General features: G+C 70.2%; 14 protein-coding genes. 2 read left to right on the forward strand and 12 right to left on the reverse strand.

Annotated features, from left to right (window positions below; translation table 11 throughout):
- Positions 1-41: 41 nt before the first annotated feature.
- The 3 genes from AB0J16_RS44145 to AB0J16_RS44155 form a co-directional block, all read right to left on the reverse strand.
- Positions 42-302, reverse strand: coding sequence for a hypothetical protein (locus tag AB0J16_RS44145; protein ID WP_357950999.1), 261 nt, complete (start codon positions 300-302; stop codon positions 42-44).
- 88 nt (positions 303-390) lie between these two features.
- Complete coding sequence (locus AB0J16_RS44150; protein WP_358551364.1) at positions 391-1398, reverse strand: phosphotransferase family protein; 1008 nt, start codon at positions 1396-1398, stop codon at positions 391-393.
- 56 nt (positions 1399-1454) lie between these two features.
- Entirely contained in the window at positions 1455-2261 is an 807-nt protein-coding gene (locus tag AB0J16_RS44155) for a GNAT family N-acetyltransferase (protein ID WP_358551366.1), read from the reverse strand.
- Between the two features lie 65 nt (positions 2262-2326).
- On the opposite strand from AB0J16_RS44155, the gene AB0J16_RS44160 reads away from it, so the two are divergent.
- Positions 2327-3211, forward strand: coding sequence for an ROK family protein (locus tag AB0J16_RS44160; protein ID WP_358551368.1), 885 nt, complete (start codon positions 2327-2329; stop codon positions 3209-3211).
- Here AB0J16_RS44160 and AB0J16_RS44165 read toward each other — a convergent pair.
- From AB0J16_RS44165 to AB0J16_RS44205, 9 genes are all read right to left on the reverse strand, one after another.
- Positions 3201-4331 carry a methyltransferase domain-containing protein gene (locus AB0J16_RS44165; protein WP_358551370.1) on the reverse strand — a complete coding sequence of 377 codons (1131 nt, stop codon included), beginning with the start codon at positions 4329-4331 and terminating at the stop codon, positions 3201-3203. The genes AB0J16_RS44160 and AB0J16_RS44165 overlap by 11 nt on opposite strands.
- Positions 4328-4477, reverse strand: a complete 150-nt coding sequence (locus tag AB0J16_RS44170; RefSeq protein ID WP_357951012.1) for a hypothetical protein — start codon at positions 4475-4477, stop codon at positions 4328-4330. Before AB0J16_RS44170 ends, AB0J16_RS44165 begins: the two co-directional genes overlap by 4 nt.
- A 92-nt stretch (positions 4478-4569) precedes the next feature.
- Positions 4570-6270, reverse strand: coding sequence for an acyclic terpene utilization AtuA family protein (locus AB0J16_RS44175; RefSeq protein ID WP_358551372.1), 1701 nt, complete (start codon positions 6268-6270; stop codon positions 4570-4572).
- Positions 6267-7049, reverse strand: a complete 783-nt coding sequence (locus AB0J16_RS44180; RefSeq protein WP_358551374.1) for an enoyl-CoA hydratase-related protein — start codon at positions 7047-7049, stop codon at positions 6267-6269. The genes AB0J16_RS44175 and AB0J16_RS44180 overlap by 4 nt, the downstream gene beginning before the upstream one ends.
- Positions 7046-8914: a biotin carboxylase N-terminal domain-containing protein gene (locus AB0J16_RS44185; protein ID WP_358551376.1), complete on the reverse strand. Its 1869-nt coding sequence runs from the start codon at positions 8912-8914 to the stop codon at positions 7046-7048. Before AB0J16_RS44185 ends, AB0J16_RS44180 begins: the two co-directional genes overlap by 4 nt.
- A complete protein-coding gene (locus AB0J16_RS44190) occupies positions 8911-10443 on the reverse strand; it encodes a carboxyl transferase domain-containing protein (RefSeq protein WP_358551468.1) in 1533 nt (510 codons plus the stop codon). The genes AB0J16_RS44185 and AB0J16_RS44190 overlap by 4 nt, the downstream gene beginning before the upstream one ends.
- A gap of 53 nt (positions 10444-10496) precedes the next feature.
- Positions 10497-11129, reverse strand: coding sequence for a TetR/AcrR family transcriptional regulator (locus tag AB0J16_RS44195; RefSeq protein WP_358551378.1), 633 nt, complete (start codon positions 11127-11129; stop codon positions 10497-10499).
- Between the two features lie 88 nt (positions 11130-11217).
- Positions 11218-13527: a protein kinase gene (locus AB0J16_RS44200; protein ID WP_358551380.1), complete on the reverse strand. Its 2310-nt coding sequence runs from the start codon at positions 13525-13527 to the stop codon at positions 11218-11220.
- A gap of 172 nt (positions 13528-13699) precedes the next feature.
- Positions 13700-15061: an FAD-linked oxidase C-terminal domain-containing protein gene (locus tag AB0J16_RS44205; protein WP_358551382.1), complete on the reverse strand. Its 1362-nt coding sequence runs from the start codon at positions 15059-15061 to the stop codon at positions 13700-13702.
- A gap of 112 nt (positions 15062-15173) precedes the next feature.
- On the opposite strand from AB0J16_RS44205, the gene AB0J16_RS44210 reads away from it, so the two are divergent.
- Positions 15174-15695 (forward strand): hypothetical protein, encoded by a 522-nt coding sequence (locus AB0J16_RS44210; RefSeq protein WP_358551384.1) that lies wholly within the window; start codon positions 15174-15176, stop codon positions 15693-15695.
- Positions 15696-15747: the final 52 nt, after the last annotated feature.

The following is a 15747-nucleotide window of genomic DNA, read 5'->3' on the forward strand; positions in this document are numbered from 1 at the left end:
CGGTTTGCGTGGATCATGCCAGACCCGGTCTGCAATTGTGATCAATCGGTCGCGGGGGGTGTCCCGTCCCTGCTCGGGAAAGCGGTTACCGGAGTTTCGGCCAGGACCCGGCGGGCTATTTCGGTAATGAGCTCGCGGGGTACCTCCACTGCCGTCTCGCCATCGAGGATGTCGCGGAGGTCCGCGAGGGCTTCTTTGTCGGTGAGTTCGAGGCCCTGAACGACGATCGTGCCCCGATCGGTCTCGTACAGGGTGGGGCAGGCGCCCGCCTCCGATGTGGAGCCGAGGAACCGCATCCGCATGTCTATCCTTCCCCGAGTATCAACTGCAATTGCGCGCAATTGTATGGCTCGGGAGGACATAAATGATCGTTTTGGGAAAAATCGGAATTTAGAGGCCAGCCATGAACTCCTGAGCCCTCGCGAACAGGGCCAGCGTGGTGGCGTGCAGCCGATCCCCGATGTCCTTGGGAGCCTGGCCGGCGCAGGCCCTGGCATGGGTGCCCTCCAGCACGATGCCCAGCTTGAAGCAGGCCAGCACGGCGTACCAGCCGATGGCCGACAGGTCGCGCTCGGACAGCGCCGCGTAGTAGGCGACGAGCTCTCCCGGCGGTGGCAGGCCCGGGACGTGTTCGTTGTTCGACGGCCAGGTGGCCAGCAGCCAGCCCAGGTCGAGCAGCGGATCGCCGATGGTGCACATCTCCCAGTCGACGATCGCCGCCACCCGGGGGCCGTCGTGAGCGAACATCAGGTTCGCGAAGTGGTAGTCGCCGTGCATGACCCCCGGCGTGAACGTCGCGGGCCGGTGCCGCTCCAGCCACTCGGCCGTCTGGGCGAGACGCGGGATGTCGGGCCCGGGGTAGCCGTCGAGCCGGCCGTAGGAGTCGAGCTCCTTGAGCCAGCGCGGCACCTGCCGTTCGAGGAACCCCTCAGGCCGGCCGAAGCCGGGCAGCGCGGCGGGATCGACGCGTCCCAGCTCTGCCAGCGCGCCCGCCGCCTCCAACCCCATCCGGTGCCGGATCGCCGGGTCGGAGGCGTGCGGCTCGGGCAGTCCGGTCGACGGGTTGAAGCCGTCGACCGGCTCCATCAGGTAGTAGACCGGCTCGTCCGCCGTCTGCGCGGCCACCAGCCTCGGCGCGGGCACCGAGGTGTCGCGCAGCACCGCGAGCACCCGCGCCTCCCGGCGCAGCACCTCGTTGCTCTGCTGCCGCGCGTGCAGGGGAGGTCTGCGCAGGATGTACGGGGTGCCGCCGCGTTGGAAGCGGACCATGACGTTCTGCGTGCCGCCGAGGACCGGGACGGCGTCGCCGATGTCGCCGCCGGGCAGGCCCTGGGTGTCCATCCAGGCGCCGAGCGCGCCGAAGTCGATGGCGCCGACGTCGATGTGGGTGGAGGTCATCGCCGCCCTTCAGTAGAATGAAGTTCTAGTACCTTATGAGAGGCACGTTCGGCCGGTCAACCGAGCGCCTGCATGTACGGCAGGAACTGGCGGGCCCGATCGCCAGGAAGCTCGCCGCCCAGCACCATGAGCGAGACCGGCCACGGGTTGCCGATGCCATGCTCACCCACCCACTTAACCAGGTCGTCCTTGGCCAGATCGAGGTCCAGTCGCACGACGCCGCCCACGTCCAGAGCCAGGTCGCCGATCAGCGCCTCGGCGGTCGCCTGGTCTCGCGCCACGACAGGGCCGATGACCACGTTGCCGTCGTTGCGCCACGCCTGCCCGAACCCGCCCTCGGTGACCCGCACCTGCTCCCCGAACCCGAACATGCGGCGCAGCAGCGCCGACCTGTCCGTGCCGAACACCTCCGCGTCCAGCGCCAGGATCGCGCCGAGATCCTCCTGCGTGGCGGGCCGGGTCCGGCCGGAACGCTCGCCCTGGAAGACACCGGTATGCGCGGCGACCCTGCCGACGGTACGGAAGCCGAGCCGCTCGTACAGCGGGCGCCCGTTCTCGGTCGCGTGCAGCCAGACGACGCGGTCTCCCGCCTGCCGCAGCACGTGCTCCATCAACTTGCCGGCCAATCCCTGCCTGCCGTATCGGGAGGCGGTGAGGACCATGCTGATCACGGCGTGGTCGTGGCCGTAGCGGGTCAGGATGTTCGTCGCGGCGAGGCCGTCGCCGTCGGGCGCGTCGATCCCGTACACCTCGCCGACCTCGAACAGCAGCCCCCACTTGTGCCGCTCGGGCGGCCACTCGCGGTCCTGGGCCAGCCGGGTGCAGGCGTCGAGGTCGGCTTGGGACAGCAGGCGCGGGTTCATGCCGCACAGCCTTCCCGGTCCCCGGCCGCTCGTTCAAACGATTTACTAGGCGTGTGGAATGCGTGGTGGCGGTCGATGTGGGTGGGACGACGCTGAAGGGCGGCCTCGTCGGCCGCGACGGGACTCCGCTGTACGTGGAGCGCCGGGCCACGCCGCGCGCCGAGGGCCCCGAACGGGTGATCGCCGCCATCTCGGCCTTCGTCACGGACCTCTCCCGCCGCTGCACATCTGGCGGTCTGGAGCCCGTCGCCGTGGGGCTGGCCGTGCCGGGGCTGGTGACGGCGACGCACGCGGTGTTCTCCGCCGCGATCGGCTGGCGTGACGTGCCCGTCGAGGCGTTCACAGAGGTCGACCTGCCGGTCGTGCTCGGCCACGATGTCCGCTCGGCGGGGGAGGCCGAACTGGCGTGCGGCGGCGGATCGGGAGACGTGCTGTACCTCCCCATCGGCACCGGCATCGCGGGCGCGGTGGTCCTGTCCGGCAGCCTGTACGGCGGAGCCGCCGGCTGGGCCGGCCAGATCGGCCACATCCCGGTACGGCCCGACGGCCTCCCCTGTGCCTGTGGCCAGCGCGGCTGCCTGGCGGCGTACGCCTCGGCCTCGGCCATCGCGGCCCGCTGCGGCGAGGACTCCGCCGCCGACGTGGTCACCCGGGTGCTGAGGGGCGACGCCCAGGCCGTGGCGGTCTGGAACGAGGCGGTGGAGGCGCTGGCCCTGGCCCTGGCCACGTACACGCTGCTGCTCGACCCGGCCCTGGTCGTCATCGGCGGCGGCCTCTCGCTGGCGGGCGACACTCTGATCGCGCCCCTCCGCGACCGGCTGGCGGCCCTGCTCACCTTCCGCCGTCCACCGGCCCTGCGCGTTTCGGCCCTCGGCGTCCACGCGGGTCTCCTGGGCGCGGGCCTCCTGGGCTGGCGCGCCCAGGAGGCTCACGTACGACCTATCGGCTGATGACACGCTCCGGCGTGTCCAGCCAGATGTGCTGGCCCTCGGGGGTGACCGTCATGCCGAACCGGTCACGGTCGGGCTCGCCCCAGCTCACCCACCGGTAGTAGGCGTCCACGGCCTCCTGCCAGACGTCCCGGTCGCCGATCTGGAAGACCTCGTAGACGTCCCGCTTCGGCTCCCAGGTCGCCGCCGCCCACCGGTCGCTGTCGCCGATGACCCACATGCGATAGAAGTCAGCCTCGCGATAGGTGCGAGATTGCAGGCCGGTCAGCGTCGAGATCGCCAGGTCGGCTCCGGCCGGGGCGTAGGCGAGGGTGCGCGGGTCGATCCTGGTGGTGGACAGTTGCGCCTGGTCGGGGTCGAAGTCGCCGATGTCGGTGCTCCGCTGGGAGCGCATCATCATGTACGAGGCGAAGCCGGGGAAGCGGCCGATCGCCGTGCCGTCCGGCCTGACCACGAGCCGCAGCGCATTGTTGAGGCCGAAGCCGGGACAGTATGGGGCGACGATCACCGCGCCGGGCCGGGACTGTGCTATCCAGGCGTAGGGCACGGTGTGGATGCCGCACGTGACATGCACCCGATCGAAGGGGGCGTGGCCGGGGAAGCCGTACGCGCCATCGCCGACGAGAAGATGCGGTTGTACTCCGGCGGCGACGAGGTTCTTGGCCGCCTGCTCGGCGTTAGCCCTGTCGATCTCGATCGAGGTGACGTTGGTCGCGCCGGCCACGTGAGAGAGCAGAGCGGCGGTCCAGCCGGTGCCGGTGCCCACCTCGAGCACCCGATGGCCGGGTTCGGGGTCCAGCCATTGGAGCAGGTCGGCTACGGTGCTGGGCGCGGAATTGGACGAGGTGGAGCCTCTGGCGCCGAGCTGGATCTCGGTGGCACCGTCATCGATCTGGGTGACGAGCACACTGTCGGAGTAGACCACCTCCCACCAGGTATCGGGGTCGGCGTCGCGGTCGATGACGCTCTCACGCTCCTCCAGCCCGACGAACGCCTGCGCGATCGACGGGATGAACAGGTGACGGGGAACGGCTCGCAGCGCGCTGAGCACCCACTTGCTGCGTGGGGAAACGGCCATGATCTCGTCGAGCATCCGCTCGATTCGGCCGGGGGCGTTCACTTCTTGTCCCCGTTGTCTTTGTTGTCCTTGTTGTCGCCCTTTCCGCCGCTGTGCTTGCCGTTTCCGCCGCACAAGGTGTCTTCGTCCTTGGCCTTGGGGGCAATGTACGGCTTGTACTTCTTGGGGTCGCCTTCGTGCTTACCCATGACGATCTCCGTCGCCTAGTTAGCGACTCCGCATAGTCATCCCAGCGCAACCATATGGCTACGGAACGTGATGGGGCAAGTGGATTCCGCTCTCAGGGCAGCAACCTCGCGCACACGTCGACCGGCTGGGCGCGTAGCTGCTCGCCAAGGGCCTTGGCCTGGGGATCCATACGAGGACTGGCCGCCACGCCCCTGCCCAGCAGGCCGTGGACGATGAAGTTGAGCGCGTGGAGGTTCGGGAGCTCGTAGCGGGTGATCCGGTGGGCCGCCAGGTCGGGGAGCAGCTCCTTGAGGCGGTCCGTCGTCAGGTACGCCGCCAGCCAGTCGTACCGCTCCGCCGTGTCGACCCAGACCCCCAGGTTGGCGTTGCCGCCCTTGTCGCCCGAGCGGGCGCCCGCCAGGCGGCCCAGCGGGGTGCGGACCGTTGGCTGGGCGCCCGAAACCCGTGCCGGGGACTGCCGTGCGTCATCGGCCCGCCGTGGTCGCGGAGATGATGAGACGGTGGTTCCATCGCGGTCCGTGACTGTCGGCACCTCCTCGCCGTCCAGAAAGACCCGGGCCCGCACCTCCGTAGCCGGTACCAGCACCGGCCAGTACACCCCATACGGCGACGCGTTGCCTGGCGGGGCGAGACCGTAGAAGCCGGGGTAACTGGCCAGCCCCGTCTCCACCACAGCCGAGGAGAAGGCGCGGCCGGCCCGGCGCTGGTCGGCGTCCATGACCGTGATCCGCAGCAGCCCCCCGTCCGCGAGCGTGACGTCCACCTCGTCGAACGACTCCTTCGGCACCCTGGCCCAGATCGCCTCCTCCGCCGCGCGGGCCTTGGCCTCGATATCCAGGCCCGTCAGGACCAGCGTCATCGTGTTGCGGTATCCGGCCAGGTAGTTGACCGCGACCTTGAGCGTGCCGGGCGGCGGCTCGCCGCGTACGCCGGAGACGCGGACCCGGTCGGGGCCGTCGTCCGACAGCGTGATGGTGTCGAAGCGGGCCACCACGTCGGGCCCGAGGTAGCGGGGGCCGGCGATCTCGTAGACGAGTTGGCCGGTCACCGTGCCGATCGAGACCAGGCCGCCGGTCCCCGGGTGCTTGGTGATCACGGAGGAGCCGTCGGCGTGCAGCTCGGCGATGGGGAAGCCGCAGTGCGCCAGATCCGGTACGTCCTGGAAGAACGCATAGTTGCCGCCCGTGGCCTGGCAGCCGCATTCGATGATGTGTCCCGCGACCACCGAGCCCGCCAGCGGGTCGAGGTCGTCGGGCTGCCAGCCGTACCGCCAGATGCCGGGGCCCGTCACCAGAGCGGCATCCGTGACGCGGCCGGTCACCACGACGTCGGCGCCGGCCGACAGGGCCGCCGCGATCGGGCGGCCGCCCAGGTAGGCGTTGGCGGTCAGGGGCGTCGCGGCGAGCTGCTCGCCGGTGTCGGCGTTGGTCAGGTCCAGGTCGCGGCCGGTGAGGTCGTCGCCGGTGACGTGGGCGACCCTGGGGGAGAGGCCGAGGCGGGCGGCGAGTTCGTGTACGGCGGCGGCGCACCCGGCCGGGTCCAGCCCGCCGGCGTTGGTCACGATTTTTATGCCTTTGTCGAGGCAGGTGCCGAGGACCTCTTCGAGCTGCTTCAGGAACGTCGGCGCGTAGCCGGGGCGGCCCTTGAGGCGGTTGCCGGCCAGGATGAGCATCGTCAGCTCCGCCAGCCAGTCGCCCGTGAGCACGTCGATCGGCCCGCCCTCGACCATCTCCCGCGCGGCCGACAGCCGGTCACCGTAGAAGCCGCTGCAGTTCGCGATGCGCAGTGTCATGAAGAAGGAACCCATTTGGCGGGGCGCTTGCCCATGAAGGCCGCGATGCCTTCCTGACCCTCCTCGGAGGTGAAGCGCTGGGCGGACAGCGCGGTCATCTGCCGCAGCCCCTCCTCGAACGACACCTGTGGCAGCTCCCTGACCAGCCGTTTCGTGATGGCCAGCGCCTCGGGGCCGCCCTTGAGCAGCATCCCGGCGTAGTGCCGCACGGTCGCGTCGAGCTCCTCGGCGGGTACGGCCCGCGTCAGCAGCCCGATCTCCACCGCCCTGGCCGCGTCGAACACCTCGCCGGTCAGGAAGTACTCGGCCGCCGCCCGGGGATCGAGCCTGCGCAGGACCGGTACGGAGATCATCGCGGGCACGACGCCGAGCCGTACCTCCGTGAACGCGAAGGAGGCCGTCACCGGCGCGATCGCGAAGTCGCACGCGGCCACCAGGCCGAGCCCGCCCGCGCGGGCGGTGCCGTTCAGGCGGCAGATGACCGGCTTCGGGCTCTCCCAGATCAACGAGAGGATCTCCGGGAACGACGCCGTCACCGGCGCGTCGCCGACCCCGGAAGCGGGCTCGACGCGCTGCTCCTTGAGGTCGGCGCCCGAGCAGAACACCGGGCCCGCGCCGGTCAGCACGATCACCCGGACCTCCGGCTCGGTCAGCGCCCAGTTCAGCCGGCGTTCCAGGTCGCCGAGCAGCCGTACGGACAGCGCGTTCCTGTTGGCCGGCGAGTCCAGCGTGATCGTCGCGATTCCGCCGGCCAGCTCCTTGTGGACCAGGCTCGTCATGAGTCCCCTTCCCGGATGATCGCCAGCACGGCGCCCGCCTCGACCTGCTGTCCCTTTTCGACGTGTACGCCGGAGACGACGCCGTCGGCGGGCGCGGCGATCTGATGCTCCATCTTCATCGCCTCCAGCACCAGCACCGCCTGGCCCTTCGACACGCGGTCACCCGGCTCGACATCGACCCGCAGCACGCTACCCGGCATGGGAGCGAGGAGTGAGCCGGGCGCGACCTGCTCGACGGGTTCGGGCAGCCGGGGAGCGGGCGTCAGCTCGACGGAACCGCTGGGGGAGTCGACGCAGACCTTACCGTCGTAGTGGGCGATGTCGAAGGTGTGCCGTACGCCGCCGCGTTCCAGGACGATTCTGGACGGGTCCGCATGGACCAGCTCGATTCCGTCGGGAAGCGGCTTGTAGACGACTTCGGCCTCTTCGAAGACGGCGCGCGAGGGCTGCGACCGGACGTTGCGCCAGCCGGAGGGCAGGCTGCGCAGGACCGGCGCGGCGGCCCGGTTGGCGGCGGCCTGGGCCAGGGCGGCGGCCAGCACGGCCAGCTCATCGAGGTGTCTCAGACCGGGTTCGTGTCCGTCAAGGAACCCGGTGTGCGTGTCCCCGGCCCTGAAGTCACGATTTTTCAGGACGCTGAGCAGTAAATCCCTGTTCGTGGTGAGCCCGTGGATCTGAGCGTGTCGCAGCGCCGTCGTCAGCTTCCGTACCGCCTCATCCCGGGACGAGCCATGAGCGATCACTTTGGCGAGCATCGCGTCGTAATGAGCGGAGACGACCAACCCGGCCTCGACTCCCGAATCAACCCGTACGTCCCCAGGCACCTCGAACCGTCGCAAGACCCCGGTCTGCGGAAGATAGTCCCCGTCCTCCGCGTACAGCCGCACTTCGACCGCATGCCCCTGAGGCGGCGGCGGGGAGCCCGGCAGCGCCAGCCCTTCGGCCACCTCGATCTGCAGCCGTACCAGGTCCACCCCGTAGACCAGCTCGGTGACCGGGTGCTCGACCTGGAGCCGGGTGTTCATCTCCAGGAAGGCCACCTGATCGCCCTTGACCAGAAACTCCACGGTCCCGGCCCCGACGTATCCGATGGCGTTGGCCGCCCTGACCGCCGCCTCGCAGAGCTCGTCCCTGACCCGCTGAGTGATGCCGGGGGAGGGGCATTCCTCCACGACCTTCTGGTGCCGCCGCTGGATGCTGCACTCCCGCTCGCCGAGCGCCCACACGGTGCCGTGCCGGTCGGCCAGGATCTGTACCTCTATGTGCCTGGCCCCTTCGAGCAGCGGCTCGACGAACACGGTCCCGTCGCCGAACGCCGCCTCGGACTCGCGCCGCGCCGACGCGATCTCCCGTTCCAGTTCGGCGGGGTCGCGCACCACCCGCATACCCCGCCCGCCACCACCGGCCGACGCTTTCACCAGCACGGGGAACGCTGTCACTGGGAACTCCGTCACGGCCGCCGTCAGTGACGGCAGCACCGGCACCCCGGCCTCGCCCATCAGCCGCTTGGCCTCGATCTTCGACCCCATGGCCGCGATCGACTGCGGCGACGGACCCACCCACATCAGCCCGGCATCCAGTACAGCCTGGGCGAAGTCCGCGTTCTCCGACAGGAACCCATATCCCGGGTGCACGGCGTCGGCGCCCGCCGCCTGGCAGGCCGCCACGATCCGCTCGATGTCCAGATAGGTCTCCGCGGGCTTGGCGCCGGGCAGCCGTACCGCGTAGTCGGCCTCGGCCACGTGCGGCGCCCCGGCGTCGGCGTCGGAGAAGACGGCCACGGTCTCGATGCCGAGCGAGCGGCAGGTACGGAAGACGCGCCGGGCGATCTCGCCCCGGTTCGCGACGAGCAGACGAGTGATCACGGCCGGAACACCCCGAATCCCGCCGCCTCGGGCACCGCGGCACTGTTGATCGCCGACAGGCACAGCCCCAGCACGGTCCTGGTGTCGCGCGGGTCGATCACCCCGTCGTCATAAAGCCGCCCCGACAGGAAGAACGGCAGTGACTCCGCCTCGATCTGCGCCTCCACCATCGCCCGCATGGCCGCGTCGCCCTCCTCGTCGTACACCTGACCGCGCGCCTCGGCCGAGGCCCGCCCGACGATCGACAGCACCCCGGCGAGCTGCGCGGGCCCCATCACCGCCGACTTCGCACTCGGCCACGCGAACAGGAACCGCGGATCGTAGGCCCGGCCGCACATCCCGTAGTTTCCGGCGCCGTAGGAGGCGCCCATCACCACGGTGAGGTGCGGCACCGTCGAGTTGGACACCGCGTTGATCATCATCGCGCCGTGCTTGATGATGCCGCCCTGCTCGTAGTCCTTGCCGACCATGTAACCGGTCGTGTTCTGGAGGAACAGCAACGGAGTGCGCGACTGGTTCGCGAGCTGGATGAACTGGGTCGCCTTCTGCGATTCCTCACTGAACAGCACGCCACGCGCGTTGGCCAGGATCCCGACCGGATAGCCGTGCAGCCGCGCCCACCCCGTCACCAGAGAGGCCCCGTACAGCGGCTTGAACTCCTCGAACTCGCTGCCGTCCACGATCCGCGCGATCACCTCGCGCGGATCGAACGGCACCTTCAGGTCCTGCGGCACGATCCCGAGGAGCTCTTCGGCCGGATATCGGGGCTCTTGTACGGCCTGAGGCCGCGTGCCGAGCTTGCGCCAGTCGAGCGACCGGATGATCTGCCGCCCGATCCGCAGCGCGTCGTGCTCGTCGAGGGCCAGGTAGTCGGCCAGGCCGCTGGTGCGCGCGTGCATGTCGGCCCCGCCGAGGGACTCGTCGTCGGACTCCTCGCCGGTCGCCATCTTGACCAGCGGCGGCCCGCCGAGGAACACCTTGGCCCGCTCCTTCACCATCACCACGTAGTCGCTCATTCCGGGCACATAGGCGCCTCCGGCTGTGGAGTTGCCGAACACGAGCGCGATCGTCGGGATCCCCGCCGCCGACAGCCGCGTCAGGTCCCGAAATATCCGCCCACCCGGGATGAAGATCTCCTTCTGCGTCGGCAGGTCCGCGCCACCGCTCTCCACCAGATTGACGTACGGCAGGCGATTCTGGAGCGCGATGTCGGCGGATCTGAGCGACTTCTTGAGCGTCCACGGGTTCGATGCGCCGCCTCTGACCGTGGGATCGTTCGCGGTGATCACGCACTCGACGCCCTCGATCACCCCGATCCCGGTGACCATGCTGGCGCCCACCGGGAACTCGCTGCCCCACGCGGCCAGCGGCGACAGCTCCAGGAAGGGGGAGTCGGGATCGATGAGCAGCTCGATCCGCTCGCGGGCCAGCAGCTTGCCCCGTTTCCGGTGCCGCTCCACGTATTTGTCGCCGCCGCCCGCGACCGCCTTGGCCTGCTCGGCGTCGAGCTCTTCCAGCTTGCCCAGCATCGCCGCGCGCCGCTCCTGATGGTCGGCGCCGCTGGGATCGAGCCTGCTTCGGATCACACGCCCTCCTGTTGCCAACTTGACGCCGATGTCAACCCGATGGCCCTGGCCCAGAGCTTGGTGAGCAGCTCCACCGCCGTCCGCTCGTCGGCCCGCTCGCCCAGGTCAAGCCAGACGTGGGCGAAGTGCTCCACCATCCCGCCCAGCATGACGGCCGTCAGCCGCGGATCGAGGGCCGGGTCGGCCAGCCCCTGCTCCTGCAGCCGGCGCAGCCCCTCGGCACCGCGCCGGACGAACACCTCGCGCAGCTCCAGCAGCAGGCCACGCAGGCCCTCCTCGGCGGTGGCGGCCTGTTCGAGCATCCGGACCAGCCGCGAGTTGGCCGCCCAGGCCCGTAGGTAGAGCCGGTTGGCCGCCTCGATGCGCGCGTACGGGTCGCCGGGCACGCCGGGACCCACGACGCTCGCCGTGAACATCTCCCCGACCACCGCCGCCGCCACCTCGCGGAACAAGGCGTCCTTGGCGTCGAAGTAGGTGTAGAAGGTGCCGTGGGAGACTCCGGCGCGGGCGCACACGTCGTCGATGCGCACCGCCTCGTAGCCGTGCTCGTCGAATGCCTCCCGGCCCGCCCGAACGAGCGCGTCCCTCGTACGCCGTCCTCGGGCGGTCAGCTCGGACTTGACGATCACGTCAACTAGGGTAACCCGCTTGTCCGGCACGCGAAAAGCCCTCCACGACGATCCTTTCCGTCGCGGAGGGCTTGTGGGCCTCGCTATCTCAGGTGCAGTGGCTCCAGCCGGACTTCCAGGACGTGGTGCCCCACGAGCCGCCCCAGATCACGCACTTCTTGACGGCCGCCACTCGCACCGGGCCCGCATAGGCGGTGAACTTGCCCGGGTTGCTGCCGCTGCCGCCGTTCTGTACCTGGAGGGTGGCGTTCATCGAGACCTTGCCGGGATACACCAGCTTGGACATCGTCACGACGCAGTTCTTGCCGTTGCCGTACAGCAGGTAGATCGTCGCGAAGCTGCCCAGCCCGTGGCTGTCGATCACCTTGAAGCCGGAGCCGCACACCGCCGCGGCGTTGAAGGTGTTCGGCTTGGGCGCGACGGTCGGCTTCACCGTTGGCTTCACGGTCGGCTTCACGGTCGGCTTGGTCGTCGGCTTGGTGCTCGGCTGGGGGTTCGGGTCGTCCGTGTTGTCCTCAGTAGGCGAGGTCTTGGGATCGGGGTCCGGGTCCACCATGTCGGTGCGCTTGGTCTTGGTGGGCCTGGGATCCGACTCCGGCTTGTGCGTCGTAGGCTTCGACGTCTGCGGGACAGTGGGGACGGTGACCGGGACCTGGCTGCTCGGGTCCTGGATCACCTGCTCCTTGGTCTTGCTCTTGGTGGGTTCGGGCTCGCTCAGCGTCGGGACCGGCTGCGAGACGACCGGGCTGTCCTCCGTCAGGGGCGGCTCGACGGGCTGTCCGCCCCCGGAGCCATCGGTGGGGGTGGCCTCGGAGGTGTTGCCGACGGCGACCACCTTCTGGATGCCGCCGCTGTTGGCCTGCACGATCACTGCGCCGCCCACGACCAGCAGGGCCGCCGCGGCGGCGCCGGTCAGAGCGAAGGTCAGGGTACGGCGCTGCTTCGCCGACCCGGCGTCAGCCGCCTGCGGCCCCTGCCCCGGCCCGCCCGCGCCGGGGCCGCGACCGCCAGGGCCGTGAGGGCTGTGAGGGCCGCCAGGGCCATATGCCGGGCTGCCAGGGCCTCCTGCGCCGAAGCCCGGAGCGCCGCTCTGTCCCGGTACGCCGCCCATGGGCTGTCCCGGTACGCCGCCCATGGGCTGGCCGGGAGCGCCTGCTCCCTGGGCCATTGGGTCCTGCCGCGTCGGACCGCCGGGTGCTCCCTGGCCGCCGACGGGCATCCCGGGGGCGGCCGGCGCGCTGCCGTGCGGCATGTTCTGGCCGCTCGGGGGGCTGCCCTGGGGCATGCCGGGTGAACCGGCCGAGGGACCTGCCGCCGCCATGGGAGCCGGGGCGCCGCCCTTGGTCGCGCCGGGAAGGCCGAAGTGACCGGTCTGACCGGTCTGACCGGTCTGGCCGGTCGGACCCGTCTGGGAGGCGGCGCCGGGCCGCATCCAGGGGCCGGGGTAGGAGTCCTGCGGGTTCGCGCCCGGCTGTGGCCCCGTACCTGCCGGGGCGCCCATGACGGCGCCCGTCTGAATGTCAGGCTGAGGGCCGGTGCCCTGGCGGTTCGGGCCCGTGGTCAGCGGGTCCACGGCCGCGGGCGGCGCCGGCTGTCCCGTGAGGTGCACGATCAGCTGGTCCGCGCTGGGCCGCTGCGACGGGTCCTTGGACAGGCACGCTGCCACGAGCTGCCCGAGCGCCCCCTCCATCTCGCCGAGCTCCGGCTCCTCGTTCAGGATCCGGTTCATCACCACGGGAATCGAGTCGGCGCCGAAGGCGGGCTTGCCCGTCGCCGCGAACACCATCGTGACGCCCCAGGCGAACACGTCCGCCGCCTCGGAGACGGCCGCCCCGCTGAGCTGCTCGGGCGCCAGGTACGACGGCGTCCCCATGGCCATGCCCGTGGCCGTCGCCCCGGGGGAGTCCAGCGCTCGGGCGATGCCGAAGTCGATCACGACGGGGCCCTCGGGCCCCATGAGGACGTTCGCGGGCTTGAAGTCGCGGTGCAGGATCCCGGCCCGGTGGATGGCCGCCAGCGCGGTCGCCGTACTGATCGCGAGCCGCTCCAGCGCCGCTCCCCGGCGCGGGCCCTCGTTGATCACCAACTGCCGGAGGGACGGCCCCGGTACGTACTCGCTCACGATGTACGGCCGGCTGCCCTCAAGGTCGGCGTGCAGCACCGGAGCCGTACAGAACCTGGCCACCCGCTGCGCCACCGCGACCTCGCGCAGGAATCTGCTCCTGGCGTCAGCGTCGGCCACCAGCGCGTTGTGCAGCAGCTTTACCGCCGCCTGCTCGCCGGTGTCACTCTGGCCGAGGTACACGACTCCCTGGCCGCCCTCACCAAGCCGGGCGACGAGGTCGTAGGCCCCCAGCCGCCGCGGGTCGTCCGCCGCCAGCGGCTGGTGCTGATTCACGCCGTACCCCCAAGACCACGTATAACAAATCGTCAGATGGTGCGAACGCTACCAGCGTGACCCTTGGGGCGTTGCCCGGACCTGTCAGATGTTTCGTCTTTTGACGCAGAATGTCAGTGTTTCGGGGCAGGTCGTGTCCACATTGGCCGGACTAGGTCACGGCTTGGTGAACTCAGATCGCTTTACCCGGATTGAGCAGGCCAAGCGGGTCGAAGACGGCCTTGATGCCCTGCTGCATCTCCTGCGCCACCGGTCCGAACTCCAGGCCGAGCCAGCGCCGCTTGAGGACGCCGACACCGTGCTCGCCGGTGAGCGTTCCCCCAAGCCGCAGAGCGTGCTTGAACACCTCGTCCGCCGCGGCCCACACCTCGGGCGGCGGCTCGGCCGTACCGTGCTCGAAGATGAAGACCGGGTGCAGGTTGCCGTCACCGGCGTGCGCGACTGTGGCGATTTTCACATCGTGCCGTACGGCGGCGGCCTCGATCGCCATGATCATGTCGGGCAGCACCGAACGCGGCACGCACACATCCTCGACCAGGCACGCGCCCATACGCTCCTTGGCGTCGTAGGCCATCCTGCGCAGCCCGATCAGCTCCTCGGTCTCCTGCGGGCTGGAGGAGACCGCCACGAACGACGCGCCGTTGTCGACGCACAGCTGCTCCATGCGCTTGACGACCGACTCGCTGTCCGACGCGTCGGACTGGCCGATCAGCATGGCGATCGTGCTCGTTTCCAGGCCGATGTTGCGATAGTCGTCGATGGCCTCCAGCGTCGCCCGGTCGAGCAGCTCCATCAGCGACGGCTGGCACCCGGCGGCCATGATCGCCGACACGGCCGCACCCGCCTCGCGCAGCGAGCCGAACTCCGCCGCGAACGTCGCCGGCGGCTTGTCCGGTGCCCTGCGCAGCCGTACCGTCGCCGAGGTGATCACGCCGAGCGTGCCTTCCGAGCCGACGAACAGGCCGGTCAGGTCGTACCCGGTGACGCCCTTCATCGTGCGCCGGCCCGTCTCGAGGATCCGGCCGTCGGCCAGCACCACCTCCAGGCCGAGCGCGGAGTCGCGGGTCACGCCGTACTTCACGCACCGCAGCCCGCCCGCGTTGGTGGCCAGGTTGCCGCCGATCGTGGAGATCTCGTACGACGACGGGTCGGGCGCGTACATCAGCCCGTGCTCCCTGGCCGCCCGGTCGAGGTCGGCGGTGATCACCCCGGGCTCGACCACGGCGATCTCGTCGGCGGGGGAGAGCTCCTTGATCGCCGTCATCCTGGCCACGGAGAGGATCACCGACCCGTCGCCGGCGGTGGCGGCGCCGGCCAGCCCCGTACCCCCGCCGCGCGGCACTACCGGGACCCGGTGCTCGGTCGCCCACCTGAGCGTCGTCACCACATCGTCACGCGACGTGGCGAGCACCGCGGCCAGCGGCTTGCCGGGCTCCAGGAACGTACGGTCGCGGGCATAGGAGTCGATGACGTCGGGGTCGGTCAGGACACGGCCCTCAGGCAGGGCGTTCACCAAGGCATCAATGGGTCTCACAAGGGAAACCTTACGGTTTGCGCCGACAGCGGCTAAAGGCCAGACTGCCCAGGTGGAAGTCACGTGTCCGGTATGCAGCCAGTCTGACCAGGTATCCGCAGTCCCTGGAGTGGTGGCGGCGGGCACCACGTACCGGATCGGCCGCGCCCGGATGGCCGCCACGCGCGACATCGTGGACCTGCCGACGGCGGCCTCGCTGGGCGCCTCGAAACACCTCATGAGCCGTACGCAGCTGGCGGTCTGGCTGTCGTTCCCCAGCCGCCACTACACGGCGTGGACCAGGAACCAGGGCTACATCCTGCTCGGCGTGGCCGCCCTGGTCCACCTGGTGACCGCGCTGGTGATCGCGATGGGCAAGGACGCGAACTGGACCGAGGTGCTGCTCGCGCCGTTCTGCCTGACCGGGTTGTTCTGGGGGTTCGGGCTGCTGTTCGTGCTGGGGTCGTACGGGGCCCGCAAGCGGGACACGGCGGAGGCGCCGGCCCGGGTGCAGGCGCTCACCGTGTGGGAGAGGTTGTGTTACTGCCCGCGGGACAACGTGGTGTTCGAGCCGGGCGTCGGGGTGTCGTTCCACCCGAGCGAGACCCGCGAGTACATCTTCGGCTTCCGCAAGACTCAGACCCGCACCATCTAGCCAGCCCCGCACTTCCGGTACGGCGGGCAGGCCGTACCGGAAGCCGCAGGTG

This window comes from Nonomuraea sp. NPDC049750 (assembly GCF_040659625.1).
Taxonomy (GTDB): Bacteria; Actinomycetota; Actinomycetes; order Streptosporangiales; family Streptosporangiaceae; genus Nonomuraea.